Source organism: Archangium sp. Cb G35 (assembly GCF_001896145.1).
Taxonomy (GTDB): domain Bacteria; phylum Myxococcota; class Myxococcia; order Myxococcales; family Myxococcaceae; genus Archangium; species Archangium violaceum.
Genome location: NZ_MPOI01000012.1, coordinates 184794 through 211580, shown reverse-complemented (window position 1 = coordinate 211580; position 26787 = coordinate 184794). Strand labels below are relative to the sequence as shown.

Annotated in this window: 17 protein-coding genes; 11 read left to right on the top strand and 6 right to left on the bottom strand. The window is 69.4% G+C overall.

What is annotated here, in order from left to right; translation table 11 throughout:
* Positions 1 to 107: 107 nt before the first annotated feature.
* Positions 108 to 548, bottom strand: a complete 441-nt coding sequence (locus tag BO221_RS33565; RefSeq protein ID WP_073564942.1) for a hypothetical protein — start codon at positions 546 to 548, stop codon at positions 108 to 110.
* Between the two features lie 123 nt (positions 549 to 671).
* Here BO221_RS33565 and BO221_RS33560 point away from each other — a divergent pair, with 123 nt between their 5' ends.
* From BO221_RS33560 to BO221_RS33540, 5 genes are all read left to right on the top strand, one after another.
* A complete protein-coding gene (locus BO221_RS33560; protein ID WP_143195828.1) occupies positions 672 to 3509 on the top strand; it encodes a hypothetical protein in 2838 nt (945 codons plus the stop codon).
* Between the two features lie 115 nt (positions 3510 to 3624).
* On the top strand, positions 3625 to 4614 hold the full coding sequence (locus BO221_RS33555) for an iron ABC transporter substrate-binding protein (RefSeq protein ID WP_073564940.1): 990 nt from the start codon (positions 3625 to 3627) through the stop codon (positions 4612 to 4614).
* A 2-nt stretch (positions 4615 to 4616) separates the two neighbouring features.
* Positions 4617 to 6194, top strand: coding sequence for an iron ABC transporter permease (locus BO221_RS33550; protein WP_073564939.1), 1578 nt, complete (start codon positions 4617 to 4619; stop codon positions 6192 to 6194).
* Positions 6195 to 6199: 5 nt separating this feature from the next.
* The gene (locus BO221_RS33545) at positions 6200 to 7261 is read left to right on the top strand and encodes an ABC transporter ATP-binding protein (RefSeq protein WP_073564938.1); all 1062 of its coding nucleotides are present in this window, start codon (positions 6200 to 6202) and stop codon (positions 7259 to 7261) included.
* Positions 7262 to 7378: 117 nt separating this feature from the next.
* Positions 7379 to 11707: an AAA domain-containing protein gene (locus tag BO221_RS33540; protein WP_233166366.1), complete on the top strand. Its 4329-nt coding sequence runs from the start codon at positions 7379 to 7381 to the stop codon at positions 11705 to 11707.
* A gap of 6 nt (positions 11708 to 11713) precedes the next feature.
* Here the strand turns inward: BO221_RS33540 and BO221_RS33535 are convergent, their stop codons facing one another.
* The gene (locus tag BO221_RS33535; RefSeq protein WP_073564936.1) at positions 11714 to 12367 is read right to left on the bottom strand and encodes an NADPH-dependent F420 reductase; all 654 of its coding nucleotides are present in this window, start codon (positions 12365 to 12367) and stop codon (positions 11714 to 11716) included.
* Positions 12368 to 12491: 124 nt separating this feature from the next.
* Between BO221_RS33535 and BO221_RS33530 the strand changes: the two genes are divergently transcribed.
* Positions 12492 to 13385 (top strand): LysR family transcriptional regulator, encoded by an 894-nt coding sequence (locus BO221_RS33530; RefSeq protein ID WP_073564935.1) that lies wholly within the window; start codon positions 12492 to 12494, stop codon positions 13383 to 13385.
* A 200-nt stretch (positions 13386 to 13585) separates the two neighbouring features.
* Here the strand turns inward: BO221_RS33530 and BO221_RS33525 are convergent, their stop codons facing one another.
* From BO221_RS33525 to BO221_RS33515, 3 genes are all read right to left on the bottom strand, one after another.
* Positions 13586 to 15343, bottom strand: coding sequence for an N-acetylmuramoyl-L-alanine amidase (locus tag BO221_RS33525; RefSeq protein WP_073564934.1), 1758 nt, complete (start codon positions 15341 to 15343; stop codon positions 13586 to 13588).
* A 75-nt stretch (positions 15344 to 15418) separates the two neighbouring features.
* Entirely contained in the window at positions 15419 to 16183 is a 765-nt protein-coding gene (locus BO221_RS33520; protein ID WP_073564933.1) for a DUF3592 domain-containing protein, read from the bottom strand.
* 28 nt (positions 16184 to 16211) lie between these two features.
* Positions 16212 to 16829 carry a DUF2378 family protein gene (locus BO221_RS33515; protein WP_073564932.1) on the bottom strand — a complete coding sequence of 206 codons (618 nt, stop codon included), beginning with the start codon at positions 16827 to 16829 and terminating at the stop codon, positions 16212 to 16214.
* Positions 16830 to 17082: 253 nt separating this feature from the next.
* Here BO221_RS33515 and BO221_RS33510 point away from each other — a divergent pair, with 253 nt between their 5' ends.
* Positions 17083 to 19008, top strand: a complete 1926-nt coding sequence (locus tag BO221_RS33510) for an ATP-binding protein (protein WP_083681748.1) — start codon at positions 17083 to 17085, stop codon at positions 19006 to 19008.
* Positions 19009 to 19032: 24 nt separating this feature from the next.
* On the opposite strand, the gene BO221_RS33505 is transcribed toward BO221_RS33510, so the two are convergent.
* Positions 19033 to 20187, bottom strand: a complete 1155-nt coding sequence (locus BO221_RS33505) for a class I SAM-dependent methyltransferase (RefSeq protein ID WP_083681747.1) — start codon at positions 20185 to 20187, stop codon at positions 19033 to 19035.
* Between the two features lie 196 nt (positions 20188 to 20383).
* Here BO221_RS33505 and BO221_RS33500 point away from each other — a divergent pair, with 196 nt between their 5' ends.
* The 4 genes from BO221_RS33500 (at position 20384) to BO221_RS33485 (ending at position 26643) form a co-directional block, all read left to right on the top strand.
* Positions 20384 to 20968: a hypothetical protein gene (locus tag BO221_RS33500; protein WP_073564931.1), complete on the top strand. Its 585-nt coding sequence runs from the start codon at positions 20384 to 20386 to the stop codon at positions 20966 to 20968.
* Between the two features lie 79 nt (positions 20969 to 21047).
* The gene (locus BO221_RS33495) at positions 21048 to 22082 is read left to right on the top strand and encodes a hypothetical protein (protein WP_073564930.1); all 1035 of its coding nucleotides are present in this window, start codon (positions 21048 to 21050) and stop codon (positions 22080 to 22082) included.
* A gap of 73 nt (positions 22083 to 22155) precedes the next feature.
* Complete coding sequence (locus BO221_RS33490; RefSeq protein WP_073564929.1) at positions 22156 to 25869, top strand: WGR and DUF4132 domain-containing protein; 3714 nt, start codon at positions 22156 to 22158, stop codon at positions 25867 to 25869.
* A 336-nt stretch (positions 25870 to 26205) separates the two neighbouring features.
* Positions 26206 to 26643, top strand: a complete 438-nt coding sequence (locus BO221_RS33485) for a lecithin retinol acyltransferase family protein (protein ID WP_073564928.1) — start codon at positions 26206 to 26208, stop codon at positions 26641 to 26643.
* Positions 26644 to 26787 lie beyond the last annotated feature (144 nt).

The window sequence follows — 26787 nt, the reverse complement described above, 5'->3', positions numbered from 1 at the left end:
CGACCCGAGGCAGCGGGCATCCTCTATTGGAGGCGGCGAGAATCGAACCCGCCGCCAGAGGCAGCCGGTGAGAACTCTTGAGAGCGTTCGAGGGCAGTTGCGGGTGTTTACCCACTCCTCGAAGGACGTCCCTGCGCATCGAGCTCGCAGGCGGCGTAGCTCTCCTGGCTATAGCACTCCAGGCTGTGAGGGTGAGCCATTCCGCAAACGAGAATGTGATAACGGGGAATCGGCCCCTTCTTGAACAGCGGATGGGAGGCAAGCTCGCTCTTCGTGGGAAGCGTCACGGATTCGAGCGAGGCACTCCGAATCGCATCACTCAGCAGATGCAGGTACACGTTGGTGGCCTCATCCGACCACTCCCCGTCGTCATCGTCCTGGGGAGCGAGTTGAAGGGAGACCACCTCCTCGTCGTCCACATCGACCGTGAGCCAGGAGTGGCGGTACCGGACGTAGTAGTGATGCCCGCCATGGTCGAGATCATATTGAACGGGGAATGAGCCGCCTCCCTCGAATGGGAGAAGCCCGGTCATGGAGTCAGAGGTCATGGGTCCCAGCCATCCATAAGAGCATGCTGCCCGTCTTCACGTGCTCGAGGATGAAGAAGAAGGGAGAATAAACGTGTGGGCTCTCCGTCCCATCGGCCGTTCTGGGTGCGGGAGAGTCGGACAATGAGAGCGGTCCTGGCGGTAATGATGACGTTGGCGGCGAGCAGCGCCTGGGCGGAGACCCCCGTCCAGGGGCGGCTCACCGAAAATATGACGTGGACCCTGGCGGGCAGTCCCTACGTCATGACGGGCGATGTGCTGGTCCCCACGGGCGTGACGTTGACCATCGATCCGGGCGTGGAAGTGATTGCCTCGAGCCCGGGAGACAGTCCCAACCTGGGAGTCGACACGAAGGTGGAACTGCTCTCCTACGGCACGCTCCACGTGCAGGACACGAAAACCGCTCCCGTGACGTTCCGAGGCTCCGCTCCCTGGTACGGCGTGGAAGTGAATGGAGGCACGGCCCACATCACGGGCGCCATCATTGACGGCACCTACAGCGGGTTGACGGTCCGCGGGGGCTCTACGTCCGTCACCCTGACCGACAGCCGCCTCGAGAACAGCAGGTACGGCGTCAACGTCTTCAGCGGCTCGCTCTCCATGAGCTACACCCTCGTCCTCTCCACCTCCATGTACGGGGTCAACCTCGATGGGGGGACGGCCGAGCTGCACCACCTGACGACCTACGACTCGTACATCACGATCCGCTCCTCGGGCCGGACAGGCAGCCAATTGACCTTGCGCGACAGCATCCTGGCCCGCGGCTACATGGGTATCTTGCGAGAGGGCGGTGGCTCCGGGACGGTCACGCTCTACAACAACGCGCTCTCCTTGAACTCCGTCTCCTATCAGGGGGTCAGTCCAGGCCCCTACAGCTTCTACTCCGCCCTTCCCTTCGCCTCCTACGAGGACTTCAACCTGACGGAGGATTCGACCTGCCGGAGGATGGCCAGCGACGGCACGGACCTGGGCGCCCATGCCTCCAAGACCCCCGCCCTGGCGTGGGTGGAACTTGCCCCCGCGGCGGTCACCGCGGAAGCGGGAGCGAGAGTTTCCGTCTCGGCCCGCGCCTACGACGCTCTGAACGTCCTGCTGCCCGGGATTCATTTCACATGGAGCGCCCGCCCCGAGGCGGGCACCCTCCTGGACGAGGGTCTCCTCATTGCCTCCTGCAACCTCGGCACGGTGACCTCCGCCATCACCGTCACCACGGATACGGGCCTGTCCGCCAGCACCGACGTCACGATCGTGATCGGCAGGGCGACCCAGCTCCGCCTCACCCCGAGCAGGATCACCCTCCCGGCCGGAGGCTCACAGTCATTCACCGCCAGCGTGACGGATGCCTGTGGCCACACGCGCCCGGACCTCATCACCTGGAGCACGAGGGCGGGCACCATCACCTCGGCTGGCGGCTACACCGCGACTTGCACCCCCGGCACCTACTCCGGCGCGGTCACCGCCCGCTCGGGTACCCTCTCGCGGACCGCCGAGGTGTCCGTCACTCCGGGCCCGGTGGCCCAGGTGAGCCTCTCGCCCCTGAACCCCAGCGTTCCCGCGGGGCAACAGCAGCGCTTCACCGCCCTCGCCGCCGACAGTTGCGGAAACACCGTTCCATCCCCCCTGGAGTGGAGTCTCCAGAACGGCGGCGGCAGCCTCGACAGCGCGGGCGTCTTCACCGCGAGCACCACCGCGGGATTCCACGCCCATACCATTCAGGTCACCGCGGGCGACCACGCGGTCCGTACGAGCGTCACCGTGACCGCCGGGAGCGCCACCGTGATGGAGCTCACGCCGGCCTCCGCGACCGTGCTTCCCGGGGGACAGGTCACCTTCACCGCCACCGCGCGCGATGCGTACGGCAATACCACCCCGATCTCTCCTCCCGTCTGGAGCGTGGAGAATGGCGGAGGGAGCATCAACGCCGCGGGCGTGTTCACCGCGGACGTCCTGGCCGGAACCTACACGGACACGGTGCGCGCGGTCGCGGGAGGGCTCTCGGCCACCGCCACCCTCACCGTCGAGCCGGGCGAGGCGGAGCGCATCGTGCTCAGCCCTCCGTCCGCCACGCTGGCACCAGGAGGCCAGGTCCGCTTCACCGCGCGGGTCGAGGATGCGCACGGCAACCTCCGCTCCGACGCCGTCACCTGGAGCCTCGCCACCGAGTCCGCGGGCACGCTCGACGCCACGGGCTCGCTCACCGCGACGACCCGGGTGGGCACCTACACGGACGTCATCCGCGCCCAGATGGGCGGCGTGACCGCGGCCGCCACGCTCACCGTCCAGCCGGGTGCACTGGCCCAGCTCATCATCTCCCCCCAATCCATCGCACTGCCGGTGGGCGCGTCCCAGGCCCTCATCGCCCGGGGTCAGGACGCACACGGCAACGAGGTGGCCCTGGAGCCCGTCTGGCAGGTGGTGGCCGGGGGCGGCACCATCACCCCGGGAGGCACCTTCACGGCGGGCTCGCGCGCGGGAACCTATGCCGACACCGTGCAGGTGAGCGCCCTGGGTCTGAGCGCCTCGGTCTCCGTGGACGTGAAACCGGGCCCGCTGGCATTCGCCTCGCTCTCGCCGAGCTCACTGGAACTGCGGCCCGGCGGCTCGTTCCAGTTCACGCTCCGCGCCGAGGATGCCTTCGGCAACGAGGTGAACGGCCTGGAGCACCACTGGTCGGCGCGCGCCGAGGCCGGAAGCATCACCGACACCGGTCTGTTCACCGCCGGCACGACGCCAGGCCCCCATGCCGGCGCCGTCGCGGTCCAGATCGGTGACCTGACGCTCACCTCGACGGTGCACATCCAGGACATACCCAGGGAGCCGGAGCTCCCCGTGGAGCCGGAGCAGCCGGTGGCAGGTGGCTGTACCAGCACCGGAGGCGCCTCGGCTTCCCTCTGGGCGTTGCTCGTGGCGGGACGAGCCCTGCTCCGGCGGCGGGCGGTCCCTGGTGGTTCGCGCGACTGAAGCGCCTCGAGGCCGACGGCCGCCCGTCCCCTACTGGTACGATCTGTGGCCTACAAGCCTCCCCGCCATGAATTCAGCGGCGGCGCCAGGAGGCATCCAATAGGGTGCGGCGACCATGACCCGTCTGCTGCCTACCCTGCTGCTTGCCCTGCTGCTCGCGCCCACCGCGCGCGCGGCTGAGACCCTGACCATCTACTCCGGGCGCAATGAGCGCCTGGTCGCGCCGGTCTACAAGGCCTTCACGGAGAAGACAGGCATCCAGGTGAAGGTGCGCTACGGCGAGACGCCGCAGATCGCCGCCACGCTGCTGGAGGAAGGGGCGAAGTCTCCCGCGGACGTGTTCGTCGCCCAGGATGCGGGGGCGCTGGGGGCGGTGGCGCGCGCGGGGCTGCTGCAGCCGCTGCCGAAGGAGCTGCTGGAGAAGGTGGATGGGCGCTTCCGCTCGCCCGAGGGCATGTGGGTGGGCTTGAGCGGCCGGGCCCGCGTGGTGGCCTACAACACGAAGAAGGTGAAGGCGGAGGCACTGCCCACGAGCATCCAGGGCTTCACGGACCCGGCGTGGAAGGGCCGCGTCGGCTGGGCGCCCACCAACGGCTCCTTCCAGGCGTTCGTGACGGCGCTGCGGCTGATGAAGGGAGATGCGGCGGCGAAGCAGTGGCTGGAGGGCATGAAGGCCAACGCACCGCGCACCTACAAGAACAACGCGGCGATCATCGAGGCACTGGCGCGGGGCGAGATCGATGTGGGCTTCGTCAACCACTACTACCTGTACGCGGCGAAGAAGGACAAGGGCGAGGGGCTGCCGGTGGCGAACCACTTCCTGGCGCCTGGGGATGCGGGGACGCTGGTGAACGTGGCGGGCGTGGGGGTGCTGAAGAGCTCCAAGCAGGCGGAGGCGGCGCGCAAGCTGGTGGCGTTCCTCCTGGAGCAGCAGGCGCAGCAGCACTTCGCGAAGGAGACGTACGAGTACCCGCTGGCGGCGGGGGTGGAGGCGGCCCCGGCGCTTCCGGCGTTGAGCAAGGTGGGCTCGCCGGAGCTGGATCTCTCGAAGCTGGAGGATCTGAAGGGAACGCTGAAGCTGCTGCAGGAGACAGGAGTCCTCTAATCATGTCACGCCGTGCCTCCAGGCCCCTGCTGGCCGCTGGGCTCGGGGTGGCGGCGCTCGCGCTGCTCCCCGCCGCCTATCTCGTCGTACGCGCGACAGGCGCCACCACGGAGGCGTGGGAGCTCCTCTTCCGGCCCCGCACGCTCGGGCTGCTGGGAAGCACGCTGGGCCTGGCGCTGGCGGTGACGGGATGCGCGACCATGCTCTCGCTCCCGCTGGCCTGGCTGACCACGAGAACGGACCTGCCGGGACGGCGCATCTGGACGGCACTCCTCTGCCTGCCGTTGGCGTTGCCGACGTTCGTCAGTGGCTACGTGCTGCTGGCGGCCTTCGGCACGGGCGGAGCGCTGGAAGAGCCCCTGGCCCGGCTCGGCCTGCCCGTACCGCCGGTGTACGGCTTTCCGGGAGCACTGCTGGCGCTGACGCTCTCCACCTATCCCTACCTCTTCCTCGCGCTCCGAGCAGGGCTGCTCGCGCAGGATCCAGCGCTGCTGGAGAGCGCACGAAGCCTGGGGCTCACACCCGCGCGAGCCTTCTGGCGTGTCACGCTGCCGCTGCTGCGGCCGGCCTTCGCCTCCGGGGCGCTGCTGGTGGGGCTCTACGTGCTGTCGGACTTCGGCGCGGTGGCCCTGGTCCAGTACGACGCGTTCTCCCGCATCATCTATATGCAGTACGAAGGTGCCTACGATCGCGCCTACGCCGCGCTGCTCGGGCTGGCGCTGGTGGCGGTCACGGTGGCCGTCCTCGCGCTGGAGGGATGGGTGCGAGGACGCGCCAGCTACCATCGGAGCGCCAGGGGGACCTCCCGTGCGACGGCGCCAGTCCGCCTGGGGGGCTGGCGCATTCCGGCCCTGGCACTGTGCGGCGGGGTGGTCTCGCTCGGGGTGGGGCTGCCGGTGGTCATCCTCGTGTACTGGGCCGCGCGCGGGGTGGCCTCGGACGAGGCGGGCGTGTGGGGGCCGGCGGTGAACTCCGTGCTGGCCTCGGGGCTGGCCGCGGTGCTGTCGGTGGTGGCCGCGCTGCCGCTGGCGGTGCTGGGGGCGCGCTACCCGGGGCGGCTGCCCATGCTGCTGGAGCGCAGCGCCTACGTGGGCTACGCGCTGCCCCCCATCGTCCTGGCGCTGTCACTCGTCTTCTTCGGCATCAACGCGGCGCCCTTCCTCTACGGCACGCTGGCCATGCTTCTCCTGGCCTACCTCGTGCGCTTCTTGCCGCAAGCGGTGGGCACGGTGCGCGCGGCGCTGCTCCAGCTTTCTCCGCGCCTGGCGGAGGCCGCGGCCACGCTGGGACACTCGCCTCCCTCCGTGCTCCGCCGCATCACCGCGCCGCTCATGGCGCCGGGGCTGCTGGCCGGCGCGGCGCTCGTCTTCCTCACCGCCATGAAGGAACTCCCGGCCACGCTGCTGCTGGCGCCCATCGGCTTCGACACGCTCGCCACGCGCGTGTGGAGCGCCACGGCGGAGGGACAGTTCGCCCAGGCCGCGCCCGCCGCGCTGCTGCTGCTGGCCGTGTCCGCGCTGGGCGTGGGACTGTTGCTCTCCCAGGAGGAGCGTGCGCGCTCGTCCCAGGTGTCGGGGTAGGAACGATGCCGCTGCTCTCGCTCGATCAGCTCTCCCTCCGCTACACCCCTGGCGGCACCCCGGCGGTGGACGGCCTGAGCCTGGCGCTCGAGCCGGGCGAGACGCTGGCCCTGCTGGGCCCTTCCGGGTGTGGCAAGACGACGACGCTGCGGCTCGTCGCGGGCTTCGAGCGGCCGGACACGGGCTCCATCCAACTCGAGGAGCGCGTCCTCGCCGGCCCGGGAGCATTCGTTCCGCCGGATCAGCGGCGCATGGGCATGGTGTTCCAGGATTACGCCCTCTTCCCGCATCTGTCCGTGCTGGACAACGTCACCTTCGGGCTGCGGGCCCTGCCGCGCCGCGATCAGGTGGCACGCGCCCGCGCCTTGTTGGATCTGTTCGCGCTGGGGGGCCTCAAGGCGCGAGCACCGCACGCGCTCTCCGGCGGCCAGCAGCAGCGCGTGGCGCTCGCCCGGGCCCTGGCGCCGGGGCCGCGAGTGCTGCTGCTGGACGAGCCCTTCTCCAGCCTGGACGCGGCGCTGCGTGCCTCCACCCGCCTGGAGGTGCGCCGGGTGCTCAAGTCCCTGGACACCACGGTGCTGCTCGTCACCCATGACCAGGAAGAGGCCATGGCCTTCGCGGACCGGATGGCGGTGATGCGCGCGGGCAAGGTGGAGCAGCTCGGCACGCCCGAGTCCCTCTACCTCACGCCGCGCACGGCCTTCGTGGCCTCGTTCCTCGGGGGCACCAACCAGGTGCCCGGCAGCGCCTCCGGCACCGAGGCGCGAACGGCGCTCGGCAATCTCCCGTTGATGGCGCCCGCCCAGGGCCCGGTGCTCCTGTCCTTGCGGCCAGAGGCGCTACGGTTGGCGGCGGACACGAACGCGGTGGCGCAAACAGGCGCCGTGCTCGCGGAGGTGCTCACGCGTGAGTTCCAGGGCTACAGCGTGGTGTTCACCGTCCGGTGTGGAGACATGGAGCTGACGGTGCGCGGCACGCCGGAGGCGGCGTTTCGCCCAGGCGACAGAGCGCGGCTGGAAGTGGTGGGCAAGGCGGTGGTGTTGGAGGACGCAGCATCTCCTCGTTAGGAGTGGGTTCGACCGAGAGCGCTCCCGTCGGGAGACCTCGTGCCGTTGTGATAGAGGTGCCTCCACCCCAGGAGGTGCGCCCTGTCGTCGGAGCCTCGCAACCGCTTCCTCGAGAAGATGCTCGATCGTCTGTACGCCTCGCTCGCGTCGGGCCCGAGCATCAACTGCCGTCCCCACAATAGCCGCCAGCGCGTGGATCTCACGCTGCTGAGCCGGCTGGATGGCACCTCGCCCCACTCCGTCCTGGCCGGACTCCTCGGGGACAAGGCCACGGTGAAGCTCTCCGTGCGCACCCCGAGCGCCTCCAAGGACGCCACGGACTCCCCATCCAAACGTGAGGACGACGAGCGGCAGGCCCTGCTGCGCAAGCTGAACACCATCGCCGAAGATGCCCGCACCTTCGAGCAGGACACCGGCGCCCAGGTGCTCCACGTGGGCTTCCCCCTGCTCCACCTGCCCCCGAACACCAAGGACTCGCGAGGCGTCACCAGCACCAAGCGAGTCCTGGCGCCCATCGCCTTCATCCCCGTGCGCCTCACCCTCAAGAAGGGCCGCACGCCAGGCCTCGAGCTCGAGTCCGCCGCCGATGGCGCGGATCGCGTCATGCCCAACACCGCCCTCATCGCCTGGGTCGAGCGGCAGACCGGCAAGCGCCTCGGAGAGCTGTTCACCGACGAGTCGGGCCAGGATCCCTGGCGCGAGCTCAACGAACTCTCCGCCGCCGTGGCCAGCGCTCTCGAGCTGCCCGCCCCCGCTCCCCTCTCCGCGGAGACGCCCCTCTCCCCCACCCCACGCTCCGAGGACGAGACCTCGGCGGGGACCGCCATCCTTCCGTGCGCCGTGCTCGGCCTCTATCCCCTGTCCAACCAGAGCCTCGTGGATGACATGCGGGCCCTCGTGGACGGCGAGCCCGTCCAAGGCCCCATCGAGAGCTTCCTGCGCGTGGGCATCTCCCTCGGCGCCCAGGGCTCGCCCAGGAAGGACATCACGGCCCAGGGCACCTTGCGCGCGGGCGAGGACCGGCTCGTCTCCCATGCGGATCCCTGCCAGTCACGTGCGGTGCGGCTCGCGCGCAGCAGCCGGGGCCTCGTCGTTCACGGGCCTCCTGGCACCGGCAAGTCGCAGACCATCGCCAACGCCATCGGAGACCACCTCGCTCGCGGAGAGCGCGTCCTGCTCGTCTGCGACAAGCGCACCGCGCTCGATGTCGTGAAGCACCGGCTGGAGCACCTGGGCCTCGGCTCCCTGTGCGCCGTGGTGCATGACGCGCAGAGGGATCAGCGCGAGCTCTACCTCGGCATTCGCGAGCAGCTCGACAACCTCACCGAGTCCAAGGTCAACCCCGCCGCCAAGGCCGAGCTGTCCCGCGTGGACACCGAGATGCAGGCGCTCCACGACGAGCTGTCCTCCGCCGAGCGCGCCCTCTCCGAGCGCCCCGCCGGAGGCACCGAGCCCTCCTTCCACGAGCTGGTGGGCCAATGGTTCGGCCAGGAAGCCCTCGGCTCGCTGGCCCGCGCGACCGAGTCCCTCGGTGACTTCCGGCTGGCCGAATCGCGCCCCCATGAGCGCGAGGTGCGCGAGGTGCTGGAGCGCGCCGGCAAGGAGGGCTACCCGGATAACCCCTGGCGCACCTCACTCGGGGCCGGGCTGAAGGACTACCTGTCCACGCCGCTCGCCACGTACCGCGAGCGCATGGCGTCCGCCGTGGAGGCCGCGCGCGAGGCGGATGCCCAGGCCTCGCCGGACGTCCCCCCCTTCTCTCCCTCGGGAGACGTGGCCGCCGAGGGCCGCTCGCGTGCCGAGCTCGCCGACAAGCTGGAGCGTGTCCTGAGCGAGGCGCGTCCCGAGTGGCTGGCACGCTGGGCCTCGTCCATGTCCGAGGCCGTGCAGGCGACGAAGACCCAGCTCGAGGGCCTGGCGCCGCAGGTGCAGGTGTTGAACGAGGGCCCGCTGGACACGGAGCTGGCCCTGGTGCACCGCTCGGAGCCGCAAGGGTTGAGCGCCCTGGGCCAGTCCCTGGCGTTCCTGGCGACCTGGCTGCTGGTGGCGCGCAAGTGGTACCGCTTCCTCTTCTTCTTCACCCGCCGGGCGAAGGCCGCCGAGGTGCTCCGGCGCTTCGGGCTCGCCGTAGGGGCCGAGACCGCCGAGCGCGTCTCCCGCTTCCTCACGGGCGTGCGCGCACGGGTCCTGCTCACCGAGTTCCATCACTCGGTCCTCGCTCCTGGCCCCACCGGGCCCCTCCCGGACGAGGCGCTCGCCCGCGGCCTGAGGACCCATGCCGCGCTCTTCGAGGTGCTGTTGCAGCTGGAGCGGCCGGTGTTCGCCTCGTGTCGGCAGACCGTCCGGGACGCCTTGAAGGCCGATGACGCCGCACGAACGCGCCTGCTCGCGGGCCTGCGCCAGTCCGCCGCCCGGAGCGAGGCCGTGGTCCGGCTGGAGTCCCGGCTCGCCGAGGTGGGCCTCTTCTCCTCCGAGTGGCGCGTGGCCCGGAGCCGGGCACTGCGCGCGGGCGAGCAGGTGCAGCCGCTCGTCTCGTCCCTGGCGGCGCGGCTGTCCAGCGTGGAGGGACTGCTGCGGATCCAGACCCTGGTGGAGGGACTGCCTCCGTCGCTCGGCATGGCGGCCGAGAAGCTGGCCCTGGCCGGAGCGGACGCGGAGAACGGCTGGCGCGCGGTGCGCAAGGCGGTGCTGGCCGCCGAGGTGTCCGCGCGGGTGCGGGAGAGCCCGGTGCTCCAGCACATCGACGCGGATCGGATCCACGCGAGCCAGACGCGCTACCGGGCCCTGGAAGGGCGCAAGCGCGAGCTGGTGCGTGACGTCATCCTCCACCGCTGGACGGAGTGCCAGCGCGAGCGGTTGCTGGCCGCCACGGGAGGACGGCTCAACGGGCTGGGCGCGGAGCTGCGCCGCCGCCTGCTGCTGCGGGGCGAGCGCGCGCTGCGGGTGCGCCAGGTCATCGCCGCGGGCGCGAGTGTCGAGGGAGGGGATCCCCTCTTCGACATGCGGCCGGTGTGGATGGCGAGCCCCCAGACGGTGGCGCAGATCTTCCCCCGTCGGGAGCTCTTCGACGTGGTCATCTTCGACGAGTCCTCGCAGTGCCGGTTGGAGGAGGCGCTGCCGGTACTGACGCGGGCGAAGCGGGTGGTCATCGCGGGAGATCCCAAGCAGTTGCCTCCCACGCGCTTCTTCGAGTCCGCCGTGGTGCAGAGCCAGGAGGAGCTGGACGCCGAGGACGAGCAGGGCCTCTTCGAGGATCAGCAGTCCGAGGTGGAGGATCTGCTCGGCGCGGCGCTGAACCTGGAGATCGACCAGTGCTACCTGGACGTGCACTACCGCTCACAGAACGCGGATCTCATCGGGTTCAGCAACGAGCATTTCTATGACTCGCGGCTGCAGGCCATTCCGGGGCACCCGTCCAACCGGGTGGAGCACGCACCGCTGCGGCTCGTCCACGCCGGAGGCCTGTACGAGAAGCGGGTGAACCTCGTGGAGGCACGGGCGGTGGGGGCGCTGGTGAAGGAACTGCTCTCCCAGCCGGAGCCTCCGTCCATCGGCGTGGCGTGCTTCAACCTGACGCAGCGAGACGCCATCACCGAGGTGTTGGAGGAGCTGGCGGCGGCGGACGCGGACTTCGCGGCGAAGCTGGCGGCGGCACGGGTGCGGCGCGGCGAGGGCTCGTTCGAGGGGCTCTTCGTGAAGAACCTGGAGAACGTCCAGGGAGACGAGCGGGATCACATCATCATCAGCACCACGTACGGCCCCGATGCGAAGGGGCGTTTCTACCGGCGCTTCGGGCCGCTGGGGAGCGCGGGCGGAGGGCGGCGGCTGAACGTACTGGTGACGCGGGCACGGCAACAGGTGCACCTGGTGACGTCCATCCCGCGCGAGGTGTACTCGGCGCTGCCTCCGGTGGAACAGGGCCGCAAGCCGAACGGGGGCTGGCTACTCTTCGCCTACCTCCAGTACGCCGAGCGGCTCACGGCGCGGTACGCGAGCGATTCCGAACAGCCGGAGGAAGCACGGGAGCGGCCGGAGCCGGTGGTGCACGAGCGCGAGACGGAAGCGGGCTCGGCCTTCGCGCGGGCCCTGGCGGAGGAGCTGGCGCGGACGCACGGCGTGTCCTCGGACGTGCACTGGGGCAACGACGGTTTCTGCGTGGACGTGGCCCTGCACCATCCCCGTCGCGCCGGGGACGTCACGGTGGGCGTGCTGTGCGATGGCACGCGTTACCCGAAGGCGGCGGACCCGGTGGAGTGGGATCTGTTCCGCACGGCCATCCTGGAGGGCCAGGGCTGGAAGCTGGTGCGGCTGTGGACGCCGCACTTCTTCCGGGATCCCGAGAGCGCGCGGGAGAAGGTGCTCCAGGCCGCCAGCGAGCAGATCGCCCGCCAACCGCCCGTCCCGGACACGCAGGTCCAGGGCGAGACCCGCCGCATGCTCAATTGAGCGGGCTCAGCCCCTCTTGACGATCTGGATGTTGAAGTCCGGGGTGCCCATCGCACCCCAGAGGCGGAGCCACAGCGGCAGGTAGCTCTCGGTGCCACGCGCGGTGGTGATGTCGCCCAGGTCGATGACCTGCTTCCAGCCGAACCACTCGGTGAGCAGGCGCTTCACCTGGCCCTTCGCCTCGGCGTCGTTGCCGGAGACGAACACGGCGTGCTCGCCGGGGATGCGCGCGGGGTCCACCATCACGTTGGCGCTGATGGTGTTGAGCGTCTTGACCACCTTCAGCTCGGGAAAGGCGCGCTGGATCTGCTCGCCGAGCGAGTCCGTGTTGGAGACGAACAGGGTCGGCGGCATGCCCTTGGAGAACTCGAGCGGGTTGGAGAGATCCAGGAGGATCTTCCCCTCGAGGTTCTCCTTTCCGGCGGCGTTCAGCGCCTCGAGGGAGCCCGAGCCCGACGTGCAGTTGAAGAGGAGCTCCCCGAAGGCCGCCGCGTCCGCGAACGTGCCCTGCGAGGCCTTGGCGCCGGCCTTCTTCACCCAGGCCGCCGCCTTCTCGTTGTTGGCCGAGCGCGAGCCCATCTTCACCTCGTGCCCGAGCGCGACGAGCTTGCTCCCGATCGTCTCACCCACCATTCCGGTACCGAGAACCGCGATCTTCATGGCTGTTCCTCCGTGGGGCGCCCCCTGTGTTGGCGCCGGACATGATCAAGGTAGCCGTCAACCGGATGCTGATCGAGCCCACCCGGGTTGAACCATCGTCAACCCCAGGTTGATGATGAGGCCCATGGACCTGTTCGCTGGCATCCTCCCCTTCGTCCACGTCGCCCAGGAGCGCAGCTTCCGGCGGGCCGCCGAGCGGCTCGGTGTCTCCACGGCGGCGGTGAGCAAGGCCGTGCAGAAGCTGGAGACGGATCTGGGGGTAAGGCTGCTGGAGCGCACCTCCCGGCAGGTGGCCCTCACCTCGGAGGGCGAGGCCTTCCTGGAGCGGGCCCGCGAGGCCGTGGCCCAGGTGCACGCGGCACGCGAGCTCGTGGCGCAGGCACAGCGTGCGCCCCGCGGCCCTCTCACCGTGACGCTGCCCTATATCCTCGGCCCGCTCCTGCTGCCCCGGCTTGCCCGGCTCCAGGCCCGCCACCCGGGACTCACCCTGCACGTGCGCCTCGGAGATCGCCTCAGCCGCCTCGTCGACGAGCAGATAGACGTGGCGCTGCGCATCGGCGCGCTCGAGGACTCCAGCCTCGTGGGACAGCTCCTGCTGCGCACGCGGTGGGTGACACTCGCCGCTCCCGCGTACCTCGCGCGCCATGGGACGCCGCAGCACCCGGACGCGCTCGTGGACCACCAGTGCCTCAAGTTCATCCTCCCGCGAGGCATGGCCCGCGAGTGGGTGTTCCGCCGCGAGCCCGGAGGTTCAGCGGAAACGATACGCACCGGTGGAACGATCGACGTGGACCATGGGCCCGCGCTGTTGGACCTCGCGGCCGCGGGAGCGGGCCTCTGCCAGGTGCTCGACTTCATGCTGGACGAACGTGTCCGGGACGGACGGCTCGTCGAGGTGCTCGCTGACCACGCCGCCGAAGGCCCACCCGTGCACGCGCTCTGCGTGCCCGGCCGGCAGTCGGTGCCCCGCGTGCGGGCGCTCCTCCAACTCCTCGTCGAGGAACTGCGGCCTCGCTAAGCCCCTTCAGTCAACGCGTCCATCTCCCCTCGCCCTCCGGGAGAGGGACGGGGTGAGGGTGCCTCGAATCCCGGGTTGAACCCCTTGTCCACACTGGGGTCCATGGATTGAAGAACAGGGACAGATACCCTCACCCTGACCCTCTCCCGAGGGGAGAGGGAATATTCTGTCACTTCCTTGAAAGGGCTCAGTGAAAGGACTCAGTCCACCTGCACCTTGGCCAGCTGACGGCGGCCGAGGAAGTCCTCCACGCCCAGGGCGATGGCCTGGGCCACGTCCTCCTGGTACTTGTCCGAGGCGAGGCGGCTCTCCTCCTCGGCGTTGGACAGGAAGGCCGTCTCCACGAGAATGGCCGGCATCCTCGTGCCCAGCAGCACGTAGAAGAGCGCCTCCTTCGTGCCCAGATCCTTCACGCCCTTGTAGCGGCTGGACAGGTGGCTCACGAGGTTCTTCTGCACCCGCGTGGCCAGCCGCGTGGACTCCTCGGTGTTGGCCTTGGTCGCCAGGTCCGCGAGGATGAACTGCAGATCGCTGATGCCCTTCTCCGAGGATGCGTTCTCGCGCGCCGCCAGGCGGATGGAGTACCGGTCCGCCGACGTGTTGAGCGTATACGTCTCGATGCCGCGCAGCTTCGACGTGGGCGCCGCGTTGCAGTGGATGGAGATGAAGAGATCTCCCTTCATCTCGTTGGCCATGCGCGCGCGCTCCTCCAGCTTGAGGTAGCGATCCCCATCGCGGGTGAGCATCACCTCCAGGCCCCGGTCACGCAGCTCGCGCGCCAGCTTCTGCGCGATGGCCAGCGTCACGTCCTTCTCCCGCGTCCCCTTGCGGCCGATGGCGCCCGTGTCATGGCCACCATGCCCCGCGTCGATCACCACCCGGCGCACCTTCAGCCCGAGCTGCTCCGCCAGCGTCAGCTCGGCGTGGTTGGACGCCTTGGCCGCCGCCTTGAGCCGGGCCTGCGCCACATGCTCGTCCACCGGAGCGGTGACGGACTTGTTCGACGCGAGCACCTCGGTCTTCGTGGGCTCCACCGCCGGCTTCGCGGGCTGCTGTTCTGCCACCTTCACCGGCTCCACCACCGACGGCTTCGCCGCGGGCTGCTCCGCCGGCTTCGCGGGCTGCTCTGCCACCTTCACCGGCTCCACCGCCGCCGGCTTCGGCTCCGGGGCGGGCCCCGGCCGCGTCGCCTGCTGCGTGGAAGCGGGCTCCCGCGAGGTCCGGTCGATGGCATCGAGCAACGGCGACGTAACAGGCCGCTCCTCCGCCGTCGCGGAGGCCACGGTCTGCTGCGCGGGCGCCGGCTGCGGCTCGGCCGGCTTGGACAGGTCGACACGGATCACCGGGAGCGGCTCCGAGGCGGCCGGCTTGGACGGCTGGCTCGAGGCCACGGCGGGCGCGGGCTCCGGAGTCCGGACCGGGGCCTTCTCACGCACGGGCGCTGGCGTCTTGGACGCGGGAGGCGGCGGCAGCGAGGCCAGCAACGCCTTCAGCTCCCGGAGGCGATCACCCTTGGGGTTGGCCTTGAGGCTGCCGGTGATGACGCGACGCGCGGCCTCGGGCTGATCCATCCGCTCGAAGTACATGCGCGCGAGCGTCAGCGCCGCGTCGTCCGCCAGCCGGTGCCTCGGGTGGGACTCCACCAGGCGGGTGTAGTCGGCGATGGCCGCCTGCTGATCCTCGGGGACGAAGGAGATGCGGCTCAGCTCGTTGAGCAACTCCGCGGCCGTGTAGAGCGCGTCCGGGGCCCGGGAGCTCTTCGGATGGTGGCTGGCCACGGCCTCGAACCGGGCCGCCACATTGAGCCAGTTGTGGCGCAACTTGCGCCGCGCGGCGTCATCCTTGAGGGCGTAATAGGACCGGCGCGCCTCCTGGTAGGCGGTCTCGGCCGGATCCCGTTTCGCCTGGGTGGCGATCGGCAACAGCAGGGCCATGAGCAGGACGAGGCGCGGGAGCATGTTCGGTCCTCCAAGGACGGAGAGGGCTACAGGTGTGTGTCACGGCCCCCCTGCCCCCGCAAATTTTCGCCCCCCTCAGCGGACCCACCCCAGGGTCCGTGCCAGCTCCTCGTCGATGACACGGGCCTCTCCGGGCAGCGAGGACAGCACCGCGGCCAGCACCTTGTCTCCGTTGCGCACCGGTGCCCGGCCGGAGCGCAGGCGCGCGCGCACCGCGTGCTTCTGGTCCTGCTTCCAGTAGCTGGCCGGGAAGAGCACCTCCCGGCGTGACTCCGGCAGCGGGCCGTCCGGGGTCAGCCACACCAGCATGCCCTTGCGCAGCGGCTCCAGCTCCGCGCGCAGCGTCCGCCGCAGCTCCCGCACGAAGAGGCCCACGCCCACGAGCGCCCCGAGCCCCAGGCCCCAGGGCGCCAATTCCAGCGTCTTCGCTCGCGCACGCACGTACCTCGCCTCCCGGGGCTTGTCCGGCACCTGCGGATCCACCAGCAGCAGGACGCGAGCCCCCGGTCCCAGGCCCTCGGCGTACTCGGCATCCGTGCGCACCCCGCTGGCCGAGTACCGCACCTCGCCCACGGCGTAGAGCACCTCCAACGTGGCCTCGGCGCCTTCGCGCTCGCCCCGGGGTGGCAGCGTCAGCGCCGCCAACTGGCCGTCCAGCTCCTGGGCGCGTGACAGGAAGTCCAGCTCCTCCACCACGAAGCTGCCCAGGGCCCTCGCGCCCGCGCCGAGCACCGCCATCAGCACCAGTCCCAGCACCCCTCCACGCACCAACCGGGCGATGGCACCGGGCACCTTCGAGAGGGGAACACGTCGGGGAGCCTGGGGGATGGCGAGCTGCATGGCCCCATCCTACACCCGGCCTCCCGGCTCACCCCCAGGACAACACGTACTCGCTGGAGAGCGGCCCCAGCACCCGGCTCCACACCCGGGGCTCGCGCACGCCCACCACCTCGAGCGCCGCCACCAGCGCGCCCTCCACATAGGCACGGGGAAGGAAGTCCCGCTCCAGCCGCACGAGGGCGCTGCCCGAATGCGACCAGACCACCACGCACTGGCCGCCATTCGCCGAGGCCGCCGCGTACGCCATGGGGAGGCTGTCCAACAGCTTCCTCGGCTCACCCGCCAGCAGCGTCTGCAACGGCCTGCCCGTGGCCGAGGCGAAGAAGTCCGTGGCGGCCCGGCGCCCCAGCGCCCGCATCGCCCCCGCGAAATCCCCGTACCCGTTGCCCAGCAGCCGCGCCGCCGTCCACGCCAACCGCAGGAAGTCGCTCGTCGGGTAGCAGGTGAAGTCCGCGAACTTGCGCCTCCCGCACACCTCGACACAGTGATCCACGGAGGCCTCGTCCCCCAGCGCCCACATCACCTCCAGCACGCTGCGGAAGAACATCCCGCGCACACTGTCGGCTGGGGTCGCCAGTCCGAGTCTCCGCTCCAGCTCCAGTTCGGCCCCGACCTCTGCCGGGTCGGCGCCGGTCTCACGCCTCATGTGCAACGCCCCTCCCGGGCAACCTCCCCCCATCACCTCCCTAATATCGAGCAGGCGGGCGTCTCTCGCACGGAACACTTGTCCCGGAGGTTTGGATCCGAAACAGATCGCGCCAGGGAGCACTCCCGGGTGCGCTCCAGGCAGGCACGCCCCTCGGGGTATCCGCAACAGGGTCACCGGGTCCTTCACACTGGCGGTGTATGATTGTGGCCAGACCGTCCGCGGGCGCGGGCGTGGGAAACGCACCTTCGACATGTCGAGCACTTCCAGCATCCAGGCGGGACAAGCAGCCGCGGAGCCCCCGAGGCCCCATGGACAGGGGCGTTGGAATCAGCGGCTGGGGGGGTGGATCCTCTCCCGGCTGGACGTCTTCCTGTCGGAGCCGCTGCGCCAGGCCGCCCCGGAGGATCTGAGCCGCTGCCGCCTGCTGGTGTGCATCGCCCTGGGCTTGATGCTGCTCGATGGGGTGGTGCTGCTCGCCGTGCCCTTCAGCCCCCAGCCCGTGATGCACGCCACGATCGGGCTCTTCTCCCTGTCCATGAACGCGGCCGCGCTGGTGCTGCTGCGGCGGCGCGCCTCCCACGAGCTCTCCGCGCTGATCGTCTGCTCGACCATCGTCGCCGCGTTCGTGCTCACCTGCATCACCAGCAACCGGGCCTCCTCGGCCTCGCACGCCGCGAGCATGCTCCTGCCCGCGATGTCGGTGTACCTGGTGGGGGCGCGCCTGGGGTTCATCCTCACCCTGCCCGTGGCCCTGTTCGTGGGCTTCATCCACCCCATCCTCTTCCTCGCCCGCAGCTCCGAGCCCATCCACGAGGGCAACCTGTGGATCGTGGATATCAGCGCCGCCATCTGCATGATGAGCATCTGGGCGGTGAGCTGGCTGCACACGGCCGCGCGCAACCAGGCCCACGCGGCACGCGAGCAGGCGCTGCGCACCCTGCGCGAGAGCGAGCGCAAGCTGCAGAGCCTCATCGAGAACACCGATGACGAGGTGTCCTCGGTGGACGCGGAGGGGCGGCTCATCATCGCCAACTCGGCCATGCGGCGCGCCTTCCGCGAGCGCTACGGAATCGAGCCGGTGCCGGGTGAGCCCCTCCTCGCCCACGCCCCCCCGGAACACCAGAAGGGCTTGCGGCAGCTCCTCGAGAAGGCGTTCCGCGGGCAGCGCGTGAGGCTCGAGGACACCTATGTGAGCGAGGGCCGGACACGGGTCACCGACATCTCCTACAACGCCGTCTTCGGCGAGGATGGCCGGCCGCTGGGGGCGAACCTCTTCGGGCGGGACATGACCGAGCGCAAGGAGGCGGAGCTCAAGCTCAGTGAGATGCACCGCAGCCTGCTGGACGTCTCCCGCCACGCGGGCATGGCCGAGGTGGCCACTGGCCTGCTGCACAACGTGGGCAACACCCTCAACAGCGTCAACGTCTCGGCCAACCTCGTCACCGAGCGCCTGCGCAACCTGCGGGTGAGCGGACTGGTGCGCTCCGCGGACCTGCTGCGCGAGCACTCCGCGGACCTGGGCACCTTCCTCACCACGGATCCGCGCGGCCGGCAGCTCCCGGCCTATCTCAGCGCCCTGGCGGACCAGTTCACCGAGGAGCAGCAGGCGCTCCTGAACGAGCAGCAGACGCTCACCGAGGGGCTCGAGCACGTCAAATCCATCGTCAGCATGCAGCAGGAGCACGCGCGCTTCGCCGGCATGGTGGAGCTGATGTCGGTGACACGGCTCATCGACGACGCCCTGCGCCTGCAGTCCGTCTCCTTCTCCCGCCATGGGATTGAAGTGCACCGCGAGTACGCGGACGTGCCGCCCATCCTGCTGGACCGGCACAAGCTGCTGCAGATCATCCTCAACCTGCTGAGCAACGCGCGGCACGCGTTGAGGGACAGTGGCAGGCCGGACAAGCGCATCACCATCCGCGTGGAGCCCGCGCCCGACGACCGGCTGCGCATCCAGGTGTCCGACAACGGCATGGGCATCCCCGCGGAGAACCTGGCGCGCCTCTTCACGCAAGGCTTCACCACCAAGAAGAACGGCCACGGCTTCGGGCTGCACATCAGCGCGCTGTCCGCCATCGAGATGGCCGGCAGCCTCTCCTGTGAGAGCGACGGCGAGGGCAAGGGCGCCACCTTCACCGTCGAGCTGCCCATGCAGACGGAGGATCCCCGCCTCTGACGGCGGGGATCCCCGGTCCGGGTCCTACTTGGACTTCAGATCGCGCTCGCCCAGATTCGTGGAGCCAATCCACCGCAGGCGGTTGAAGCCATCGAGGTTCTTGTTGGCGACGACCTGGAAGCAGGTGGACGCGCCCTGGGCGGCGATCTCCACGGACCAGCCGAGGAACATCTGCCAGAGGCGGAACCACCACTCGCCGTAGGTCTTCACGACGTCGGCGCGGTTGGCCATCCAGTTGTCGTACCAGCGCGAGATGGTGAGCGAGTAGTGGATGCCCACGTTCTCCACGCTGTGGATCTCGAAGCCCGCGGTCTCCAGGTTGCTCACCACGAAGGAGAGCGGCATGGAGGCGTCAGCGCCCGGGAAGATGTACTTGTTCATGAAGAGGCCCCACACCAGGTCCTCGAAATGGAAGCCCAGGGTCCCCTTCTTGGCGCGCAGCCCGGCGATCTGCAGGTAGAAGAGCCCGTCGTCGGCGAGCATCCCGTACACCTGCTTCATGAAGTCCTGGAACTTGCGCACGCCCACGTGCTCGGCCATCTCCAGGCAGGAGATCTTGTCGTACGGGCCGGGAGGGATGTCACGGTAGTCCAGCGTGAGGACGCGGGCGCGCTCGCTCACGCCCATGCGCTGGATCTGCTCCGTGCCGTACGCGGCGCCCTTCTGGGCGATGGTGATGCCCGTCGCGTCCACTCCGTAGTCCCTGGCGGCCGTCGCCACCAGCGTGCCCCAGCCACAGCCGATGTCGAGGTAGCGCTCGCCCTTCTCCAGCTGCAGCTTGTCGCAGACCAGCTTCATCTTCTGATCCTGCGCCTGCTCCAACGTCTGGTTGGGCGAGGTGAAGAAGCCCGACGTGTAGATCATCCTCGGCCCGAGGAACCAGCCGAAGAAGTCGTTGCCCCGGTCGTAGTGCTCGCGGCCGATGCGGAGGTCCTGCTCCTGCGAGTGGATGAGCACCTCGGGCAGGAAGTTGGTGAGCAGGAACTTGAAGTGGTCCGCGACGAACTTGTAGTCGGCCACCGAGTGCCGCTCGCGGATGAAGGTGCGGAAGTCCCCCTCGATGTCGAGTCGCTCGTGGATGTAGTCCTCGATGAGGGTGGTCATCGGGACCTTGCCGGCGGCATAGCGTGCGGCGGCCGGACCCTTCGGGTTGAGACGGAACGACGCTGGAGCGTCCATGCGATTTCTCCTGATGAGGATGTGCCTGGCGGAAGAAAGGGGGCCCGCACGATGGCCCTGCCCCCCCGCCTGGTCCTGGGTGGCCGGCCACAGTACGTGAGTACGCGCGGGCACGTGTGAATTCCTTCACAGCCCCTGCCGGGTGCCCTCGTGTTAAGAGCGTCCGGCATTCAACGACGTCACGAGGGGGGAATACATGCGGACATCATTCATCCTGATCGCCACCGCGGGTGCGCTCATCGCCTGCAAGGGCGAGAGCACGGCCGGCGCGGGGGACTGCGCCACGTCTCCGGCTTCACAGGGGAGCTCGGCGGGGCTCACGTCCTTCGAGCAGGGCCTGGTGGGCCCGTTGCTCTCGGATGTGCGCGAGGGCGTGCAGCCGTACAACGAGCAGAGCATCGGCATCTGCAAGGGACAGGGCCGCGACTGCGAGGAGTTCCTCGGCACCAGCGCCGAGGAGCTGCCGCCGGGCGAGTACATGATGCGCGCCGAGCTCAAGGTGCCGCGCGTGGGCGAGAAGGGCACCTGGCGGGTGAAGTTCGAGGCCCAGTGCACCACGACGCGCAAGACCGAGCGCGGCGAGACCACCAGCACGAGCACCACCAGCAAGGAGTACGACGTGCAGTACGCCGGCGCCGAGCGCGGCTCGCGCCTGTCGCCGCTCTACACCATCCGCAGCCCGGATCCGAGCGGAGAGAAGCACTGCAACTACAAGGTCACCTCGCTGCACCCGGACAAGCCCACCGAGTGGACGGGGAGCTGGTCGGTGCCGCAGGGCTGAACCCTCGGTAGTGTGGGAATAGCGTGCAATAGTCGAAAGTCCGGGTGCCCCGAGGGGTGCCCGAGAACGAGGACGATTCATGCACGCGTTTCAACCCCCCCCGCCGTCCCGGCGGACCCTGAAGAAGTCGCTGTACGCGGTAGTGTTGCTGAGCCTGGGAGGCACCGGCTGCGACTTGTTCGATGGTCCGGATCCGCAGCCGTCCAATATCGCCCCCCTCATCACCCAGGTGCTCGCCACGCCGGCCGCCATCAACGAGGGCGCGAACACGGGCCTCTCGGTGACCGCCAATGATCCGGATGGGGATGCGCTCACCTATACCTGGACGCAGACCCCGGAAACTCCGGCGGGGACCTTCAGCGGAGAGGCGGGCTCGACCCGTACCTGGACGGCGCCCGTCCTCGCCACCAACACGACCTTCACCCTGCAGGTGACGGTGGCGGATGGAAAGGGAGGCTCGGCCCAGGCCACGGTGGACGTGGCGGTGGCCAACGTGGCCACCCCCAACCGCGCGCCCACCGTGGACGAGTCCATCAGCGTCACCACCCCGGCCATCGCGGGTGACATCGCCCTCTCCATCGGTGCGACCGACGCGGATGGGGATACGCTCACCTACGCCTGGAGCACGAGCGTGGCGGGCCAGGGCACCTTCACGGCCCCGAGCGCCTCCGAGACGCAGTGGCTCTCGCCCGATCTCTCCGCGGCCACGAGCTACACCTTCCAGGTCACCGTCTCCGATGGGACCGAATCCGTGACGCGCACGCTGGACGTGCAGGTCGGCGTCCCCGAGTACGCCCGGGACATCCAGCCCATCTGGAACGCGCAGTGCACGAGCTGCCACAGCAGCCCCGGCCGTGGCGGCTTGAACCTGCTGGAGGACAGCTCCCACACCTCCCTCGTCAACACCGCTGGCGTTGGCTCCTACCCCCCCACCTGCGGCGGAACCACGCGCGTGGTGCCGAACGATCCCGACAACTCCATGCTGGTGAAGAAGATCAGCGGCACCGCCTGCGGTGGCAGGATGCCACAGGGCAACACGGCCTACTTCGACAACAACCCCGGCCAGCTCATCCGCATCCGCTCCTGGATTCTGGCGGGCGCGGCCAACAACTGACGGCGGTCACAACGGCCTCCACTTCCGGAGCGGGAGCACGCTACTGTCGCTCCCCTCCGGAGGGTAGAGAGGCATGCGGCGTTTCGAGTTCGTCGAGGGCTCTTCGCAGAAGTTCTGGGAGATCGAGCTCCAGGGCACGGAGTTCACGGTGCGCTGGGGCCGCATCGGCACCAACGGTCAGACCCAGCAGAAGTCCTTCGCCAACACCGCGAAGGCCCAGGCCGAGCACGACAAGCTCATCGCCGAGAAGCAGAAGAAGGGCTACTCGGAGGTGGGCGGCGATACCAACACCGTGGTGGCCTCCCCTGCCGCCGCTCCAGACGAGGCGCGGCAGAGCACTCCCGCTCCCGCCCGGAAGAAGGCCGCCGCGAAGACGGCCGCCGCTTCCGCGCAGGCTCCCGCGCCCGCCCCGGAGGAGGCACCCGCGCCCGCTCCCGCTCCGGTGGCACCGGTACCCGCCGGCTCCCAGGGGCCCATCGCCTGGAGCGACTCGCTCGTGCGGCGGGTGCACCCGCGGCGGGGGGGACTCGCGGTTCCGGTTCGCGCCCTCGGCTCCGTGAAGAAGGCCTGGGCCTCGACCGTCGAGTCCTTCGCGAAGTTCGGGGGCCAGAGCAAGCCCAAGGGAGGCGACTTCCCCGCCCAGACGAAAGCCGTCGCGGAGCGGATGGGGGGAACCGATCCGGCCATCGGCACTCCCGAGGAGGACGCCGTCCTCCTGGCGTTCGTGCAGCACCGGGCGAGTTACAACGACAAGACGCCCAACGTGGACCTCACCGTGGATCTGCTGTTCTCCCTGGGAGGGCCCGCCCATGCGACGCGGGCCGTGCTCCTGTCGCTGGATATGCACCTCGAAGGGGCGGCTCCGGCGTTCCAGGCGCGCAAGGGCCCGAGCACGGACTGGTACAACTCCATGAGCAGAGGGGAGCTGTTCGGTCTGTCCCGGCTGCGCGCCCTGCTCGCCACCCAGACCGACGAGGCGGGCTACGCGGCCGCCCACGACGCCGCCGCGGCCCTCCGGGATGAGGCCACCGCCGATCAACGTGCCGGCGCGGCCTTCCTCTTCCCCACGGAGAAGGCCTGGGTCCGCGCCGAGGCCGAGGCCTACAACCAACAGCCGGACAAACAGAGCGATCTCTTCCTCTGCTCGACCTCGGACCGCGCCACCGTCGAGCTCGTGGCGCCCCACCTCCAGGGGCTGAACCTGCTCGGCGGCTACTACTCCCGAGACCACCTGCCCTCGCTGCTGGACGGCGTGGGCCTGGATGCGCTCGTGATCCTGCGGAACATGGCCTCCCAGCAGTACTCCAGCGCCGAGAGCCGCCGGGGCTGGGCGGAGCTCGTCTCCGTCCTCGACACCGACGAGGCGATGACGCTCCTGTTCGATCACCTCGACAAGGAGGTGACGCCCTTCGCGCTCGAGGCGGCGCTGCGTTGGCCCGGCCGTGCGCTGCGCCTGCTGGTGTCCAGGGCCGCCCAGCGCACGCTGCTCACCACCCTCGTGCGCCGCGCTCCCGAGGCCGTGAAGGCCGAGCTGCCCGGACTGTCCGAGGAGGCGCGCAAGCTCGTCACCAGCCTCCAGGCGGTGTCCGCCGGTCCCGACGTGCCCGAGGCGACTCCCGGCCAGTTGCCGCCCGTGCTCGCCAATCCGCCCTGGAAGGTGGGCAAGCCCGCCACCCTCCCCGTCCTCGCGGACGTGACGCCGCCCGCGATCCCCGATGCCCTGGTGTGGCGCGAGGGAGAGCGCGAGGCGTGGTCCCAGGAGAAGAGCTGGGAATACGGTGAGGGGTACTCGAAATACACCCCGGCGCAGTGGAAGGAAGCCGGCAAGATCCTGCCCCAGGGGGACGCGAAGCCCCGGGCGAGCTTCTTCGCGTACGCCCCCGAGGAGCTCGCCCTCCAGCACATCATGCACTTCGTGCCCACCCAATGGGGAGACGAGGGCTGGCTGCCCGCGATCGCCGCGCACCTCGGACTCGCGGCGCTCCCGTCCCTGCGCCTGGCCGTCAACGCGAAGGGAGGAGAGTCGTTCCGCCTGATGTTGCCCTTCGGCACCTCGCAGCTCGCTCCGCAGGTGGCCGAGGCCTTCGTGGGCTCGAAGAAGGCCCGTCCCCACGCCCGCGCCTGGCTGCTCCGCCACCCCGAGCACGCCACCGCCGGGCTGCTCCCCGTCGCGCTCGGCAAGCAAGGCAAGACCAAGGACGCCGCCTGCGCCGCGCTGCGTCTGCTGGCCAGCAACGGACACGAGACCACCGTGCTCGACGTGGCCGGCCGCGTCTCGCCCCAGGTGCGCGAGGCGGCCGCGCAGGTGCTCGCGTTCGATCCACTCCAGCTCTTCCCCCAGAAGCTGCCGAAGCTGCCCGACTTCTTCACCCCGGTGGGCCTGCCCCGGCCGCTGCTCGCTGATCGCTCGGCGAAGCTGCCCGTCGCGGCCGTGGAGGCGCTCGGGATGTGCCTGGCCATCTCTTCCCTCGAGGAGCCCTATGCGGGCCTGGCGCAGGCGAAGGCCGCGTGTGAGCCCGCGAGCCTCGCCCGCTTCGCCTGGGGCCTCTTCGAGGCGTGGATGGTGGCGGGAGCACCCAGCAAGGAGGCCTGGGCCTTCCAGGCGCTCGGCCATCTGGGTGACGACGAGTGCGCGCGGAAGCTCGCGCCGCTCATCCGCGCCTGGCCCGGGGAGGCGGCCCACGCGCGCGCGGTCACGGGGCTGGACGTGCTGGCCACCATTGGCACGGACGTCACGCTCATCTACCTCAACGGCATCGCCGAGAAGGTGAAGTTCAAGGGCCTCCAGGAGAAGGCGCGGGAGAAGATCGCGCAGATCGCCGAGGCGCGTGGCCTCACCCGGGACGAGCTCGCCGACCGGCTCGTGCCGGACCTGGGGCTGGACGACAACGGCTCGCTGCCGCTGGACTTCGGCGAGCGCACCTTCACGGTGGGCTTCGACGAGCAGCTCAAGCCCTTCGTGAAGGACGCCACGGGGGCGAGGCTCAAGGAGCTGCCCAAGCCCACGAAGAAGGACGATGCGGAGAAGTCCCAGGCCGCCGAGGAGCGGTGGAAGGCGCTCAAGAAGGACGCGAAGGCGGCCGCGGGCATGCAGGTGCTGCGCATGGAGCTGGCCATGTGCGCCCGGCGCCGGTGGAGCGCGGAGACGTTCCGCCAGTTCTTCGTCGAGCACCCGCTGCTCATCCACGTGGTGCGCCGCCTGGTGTGGGGCAGCTACACGGCGGAGGGCAAGCTGGCCGCCACCTTCCGTGTCGCCGAGGACCGGACCTACGCGGACGTGAACGAGGACACGTGGACGCTCCCCGATGACGCGAGCGTGGGGATTCCACACGCGCTGGAGCTGGATGCGCAGACGGCGGGAGCGTGGGGGCAGATCTTCGCGGACTACCAGTTGCTGCAGCCCTTCGCGCAGCTGGGCCGCCCCACCTACGAGCCGGCGGCGGAGGAGCGCACGGGCACGGAGCTGGCGCGCGTGAAGGGGCTGAAGGTGCCCACCGGCAAGGTGCTGGGGCTCGAGACGCGTGGCTGGCGCCGGGGTCCGCCCCAGGACGCGGGTGTGGTGGGGTGGATGGAGAAGCACCTCGGCCCGGATCGCGTGATCGAGCTGGAGCTCGATCCCGGGCTCTACACGGGCATGCTCTCCGAGTCCCCCGAGCAGACGCTGGGCACCGTCACGGTGCGCAAGCCCAACACCTGGGGCAAGGAAGGCAGGTTCCCGCTCGGGACACTCGACCCCATCCTCTTCTCGGAGCTGGTGAGGGATCTCGAAGGGCTGCGGCCTTCTTGATTGAAGGCAGATGAACGCGTGGCGGGTTCGATTCCCGCCGCTTCCACTGGAAGCAAACCGCCGCTTTGAGCCAAGTCTGCTCCTAACGAGGAGGTGCGTATCGCCTGCGGGGACCAAATGGGGTTCTTGGCGGACCAAATTTGGACCAAATCCGGAGGCGGATACGTCGTTTCCAGTGCGCGCACACTGGCAGTCTGCGCATCGGGGGCCACGAAGAAATCGAATTGGTGCAACTCTGCCAGCGAATTCGGGCGGTAGCCTCCGATATTCACGCAGTACATGCGTTATGATTGCGCCGTACGCGGCCTATTATCAGAGGCAGGCGCGGGAGAGAGCATGTTCAGAGTTGGAACGCACATTCAGGTCGGGCGTCTTGGTTATACCCATCATGGAATCTACGTGGGCCGCAATCAGGTCGTTCACTACAGCGGCTTTCATGAGTTCGGAGGGAAAGGTTCAGTTTCGATTACGACCTTGTCTGAATTCTGCGACGGCCAGCAGGCCCAAGAGTATCCACGTGCAAGACTGCTGAAAGGCAGCGCATTCCTAGCAGAGGAAATTGTTTGCCGCGCAAAAAGCCGCTTGGGAGAAGATTCTTACAATGTTTTCTTCAATAATTGCGAGCATTTCGCTAATTGGTGTACCCATGGCGACAGCTATTCTGCCCAGACCGCCGGCACGGTGGAGAACAATGTCCGCAGTGGCAACTATTTGCAGTTGGGAGGGCTGACGCTCTTTGATTTCATTTCTCACTTCAAGGGACTATTTAAATGAAGAGCGCCGTGCGTATAAGGTATAAGAAGGATGGGAGGCTCTCCTGCTGGCACAGCGCGACCAAGTGTACCAGCGTGCTCGCCGCCGCCCCCCTCGCGCTGGCGCGGCAACACCCGTGACTGGACACCGGCTGGCCCTGTCCGC

What these genes read in the sequence shown, in the direction of transcription:
- BO221_RS33565 (WP_073564942.1), bottom strand. Translation starts at nt 548, where the DNA reads ATGACCTCTGACTCCATGACCGGGCTTCTCCCATTCGAGGGAGGCGGC.
- BO221_RS33560 (WP_143195828.1), top strand. Translation starts at nt 672, where the DNA reads ATGAGAGCGGTCCTGGCGGTAATGATGACGTTGGCGGCGAGCAGCGCC.
- BO221_RS33555 (WP_073564940.1), top strand. Translation starts at nt 3,625, where the DNA reads ATGACCCGTCTGCTGCCTACCCTGCTGCTTGCCCTGCTGCTCGCGCCC.
- BO221_RS33550 (WP_073564939.1), top strand. Translation starts at nt 4,617, where the DNA reads ATGTCACGCCGTGCCTCCAGGCCCCTGCTGGCCGCTGGGCTCGGGGTG.
- BO221_RS33545 (WP_073564938.1), top strand. Translation starts at nt 6,200, where the DNA reads ATGCCGCTGCTCTCGCTCGATCAGCTCTCCCTCCGCTACACCCCTGGC.
- BO221_RS33540 (WP_233166366.1), top strand. Translation starts at nt 7,379, where the DNA reads ATGCTCGATCGTCTGTACGCCTCGCTCGCGTCGGGCCCGAGCATCAAC.
- BO221_RS33535 (WP_073564936.1), bottom strand. Translation starts at nt 12,367, where the DNA reads ATGAAGATCGCGGTTCTCGGTACCGGAATGGTGGGTGAGACGATCGGG.
- BO221_RS33530 (WP_073564935.1), top strand. Translation starts at nt 12,492, where the DNA reads ATGGACCTGTTCGCTGGCATCCTCCCCTTCGTCCACGTCGCCCAGGAG.
- BO221_RS33525 (WP_073564934.1), bottom strand. Translation starts at nt 15,343, where the DNA reads ATGCTCCCGCGCCTCGTCCTGCTCATGGCCCTGCTGTTGCCGATCGCC.
- BO221_RS33520 (WP_073564933.1), bottom strand. Translation starts at nt 16,183, where the DNA reads ATGCAGCTCGCCATCCCCCAGGCTCCCCGACGTGTTCCCCTCTCGAAG.
- BO221_RS33515 (WP_073564932.1), bottom strand. Translation starts at nt 16,829, where the DNA reads ATGAGGCGTGAGACCGGCGCCGACCCGGCAGAGGTCGGGGCCGAACTG.
- BO221_RS33510 (WP_083681748.1), top strand. Translation starts at nt 17,083, where the DNA reads ATGTCGAGCACTTCCAGCATCCAGGCGGGACAAGCAGCCGCGGAGCCC.
- BO221_RS33505 (WP_083681747.1), bottom strand. Translation starts at nt 20,187, where the DNA reads ATGGACGCTCCAGCGTCGTTCCGTCTCAACCCGAAGGGTCCGGCCGCC.
- BO221_RS33500 (WP_073564931.1), top strand. Translation starts at nt 20,384, where the DNA reads ATGCGGACATCATTCATCCTGATCGCCACCGCGGGTGCGCTCATCGCC.
- BO221_RS33495 (WP_073564930.1), top strand. Translation starts at nt 21,048, where the DNA reads ATGCACGCGTTTCAACCCCCCCCGCCGTCCCGGCGGACCCTGAAGAAG.
- BO221_RS33490 (WP_073564929.1), top strand. Translation starts at nt 22,156, where the DNA reads ATGCGGCGTTTCGAGTTCGTCGAGGGCTCTTCGCAGAAGTTCTGGGAG.
- BO221_RS33485 (WP_073564928.1), top strand. Translation starts at nt 26,206, where the DNA reads ATGTTCAGAGTTGGAACGCACATTCAGGTCGGGCGTCTTGGTTATACC.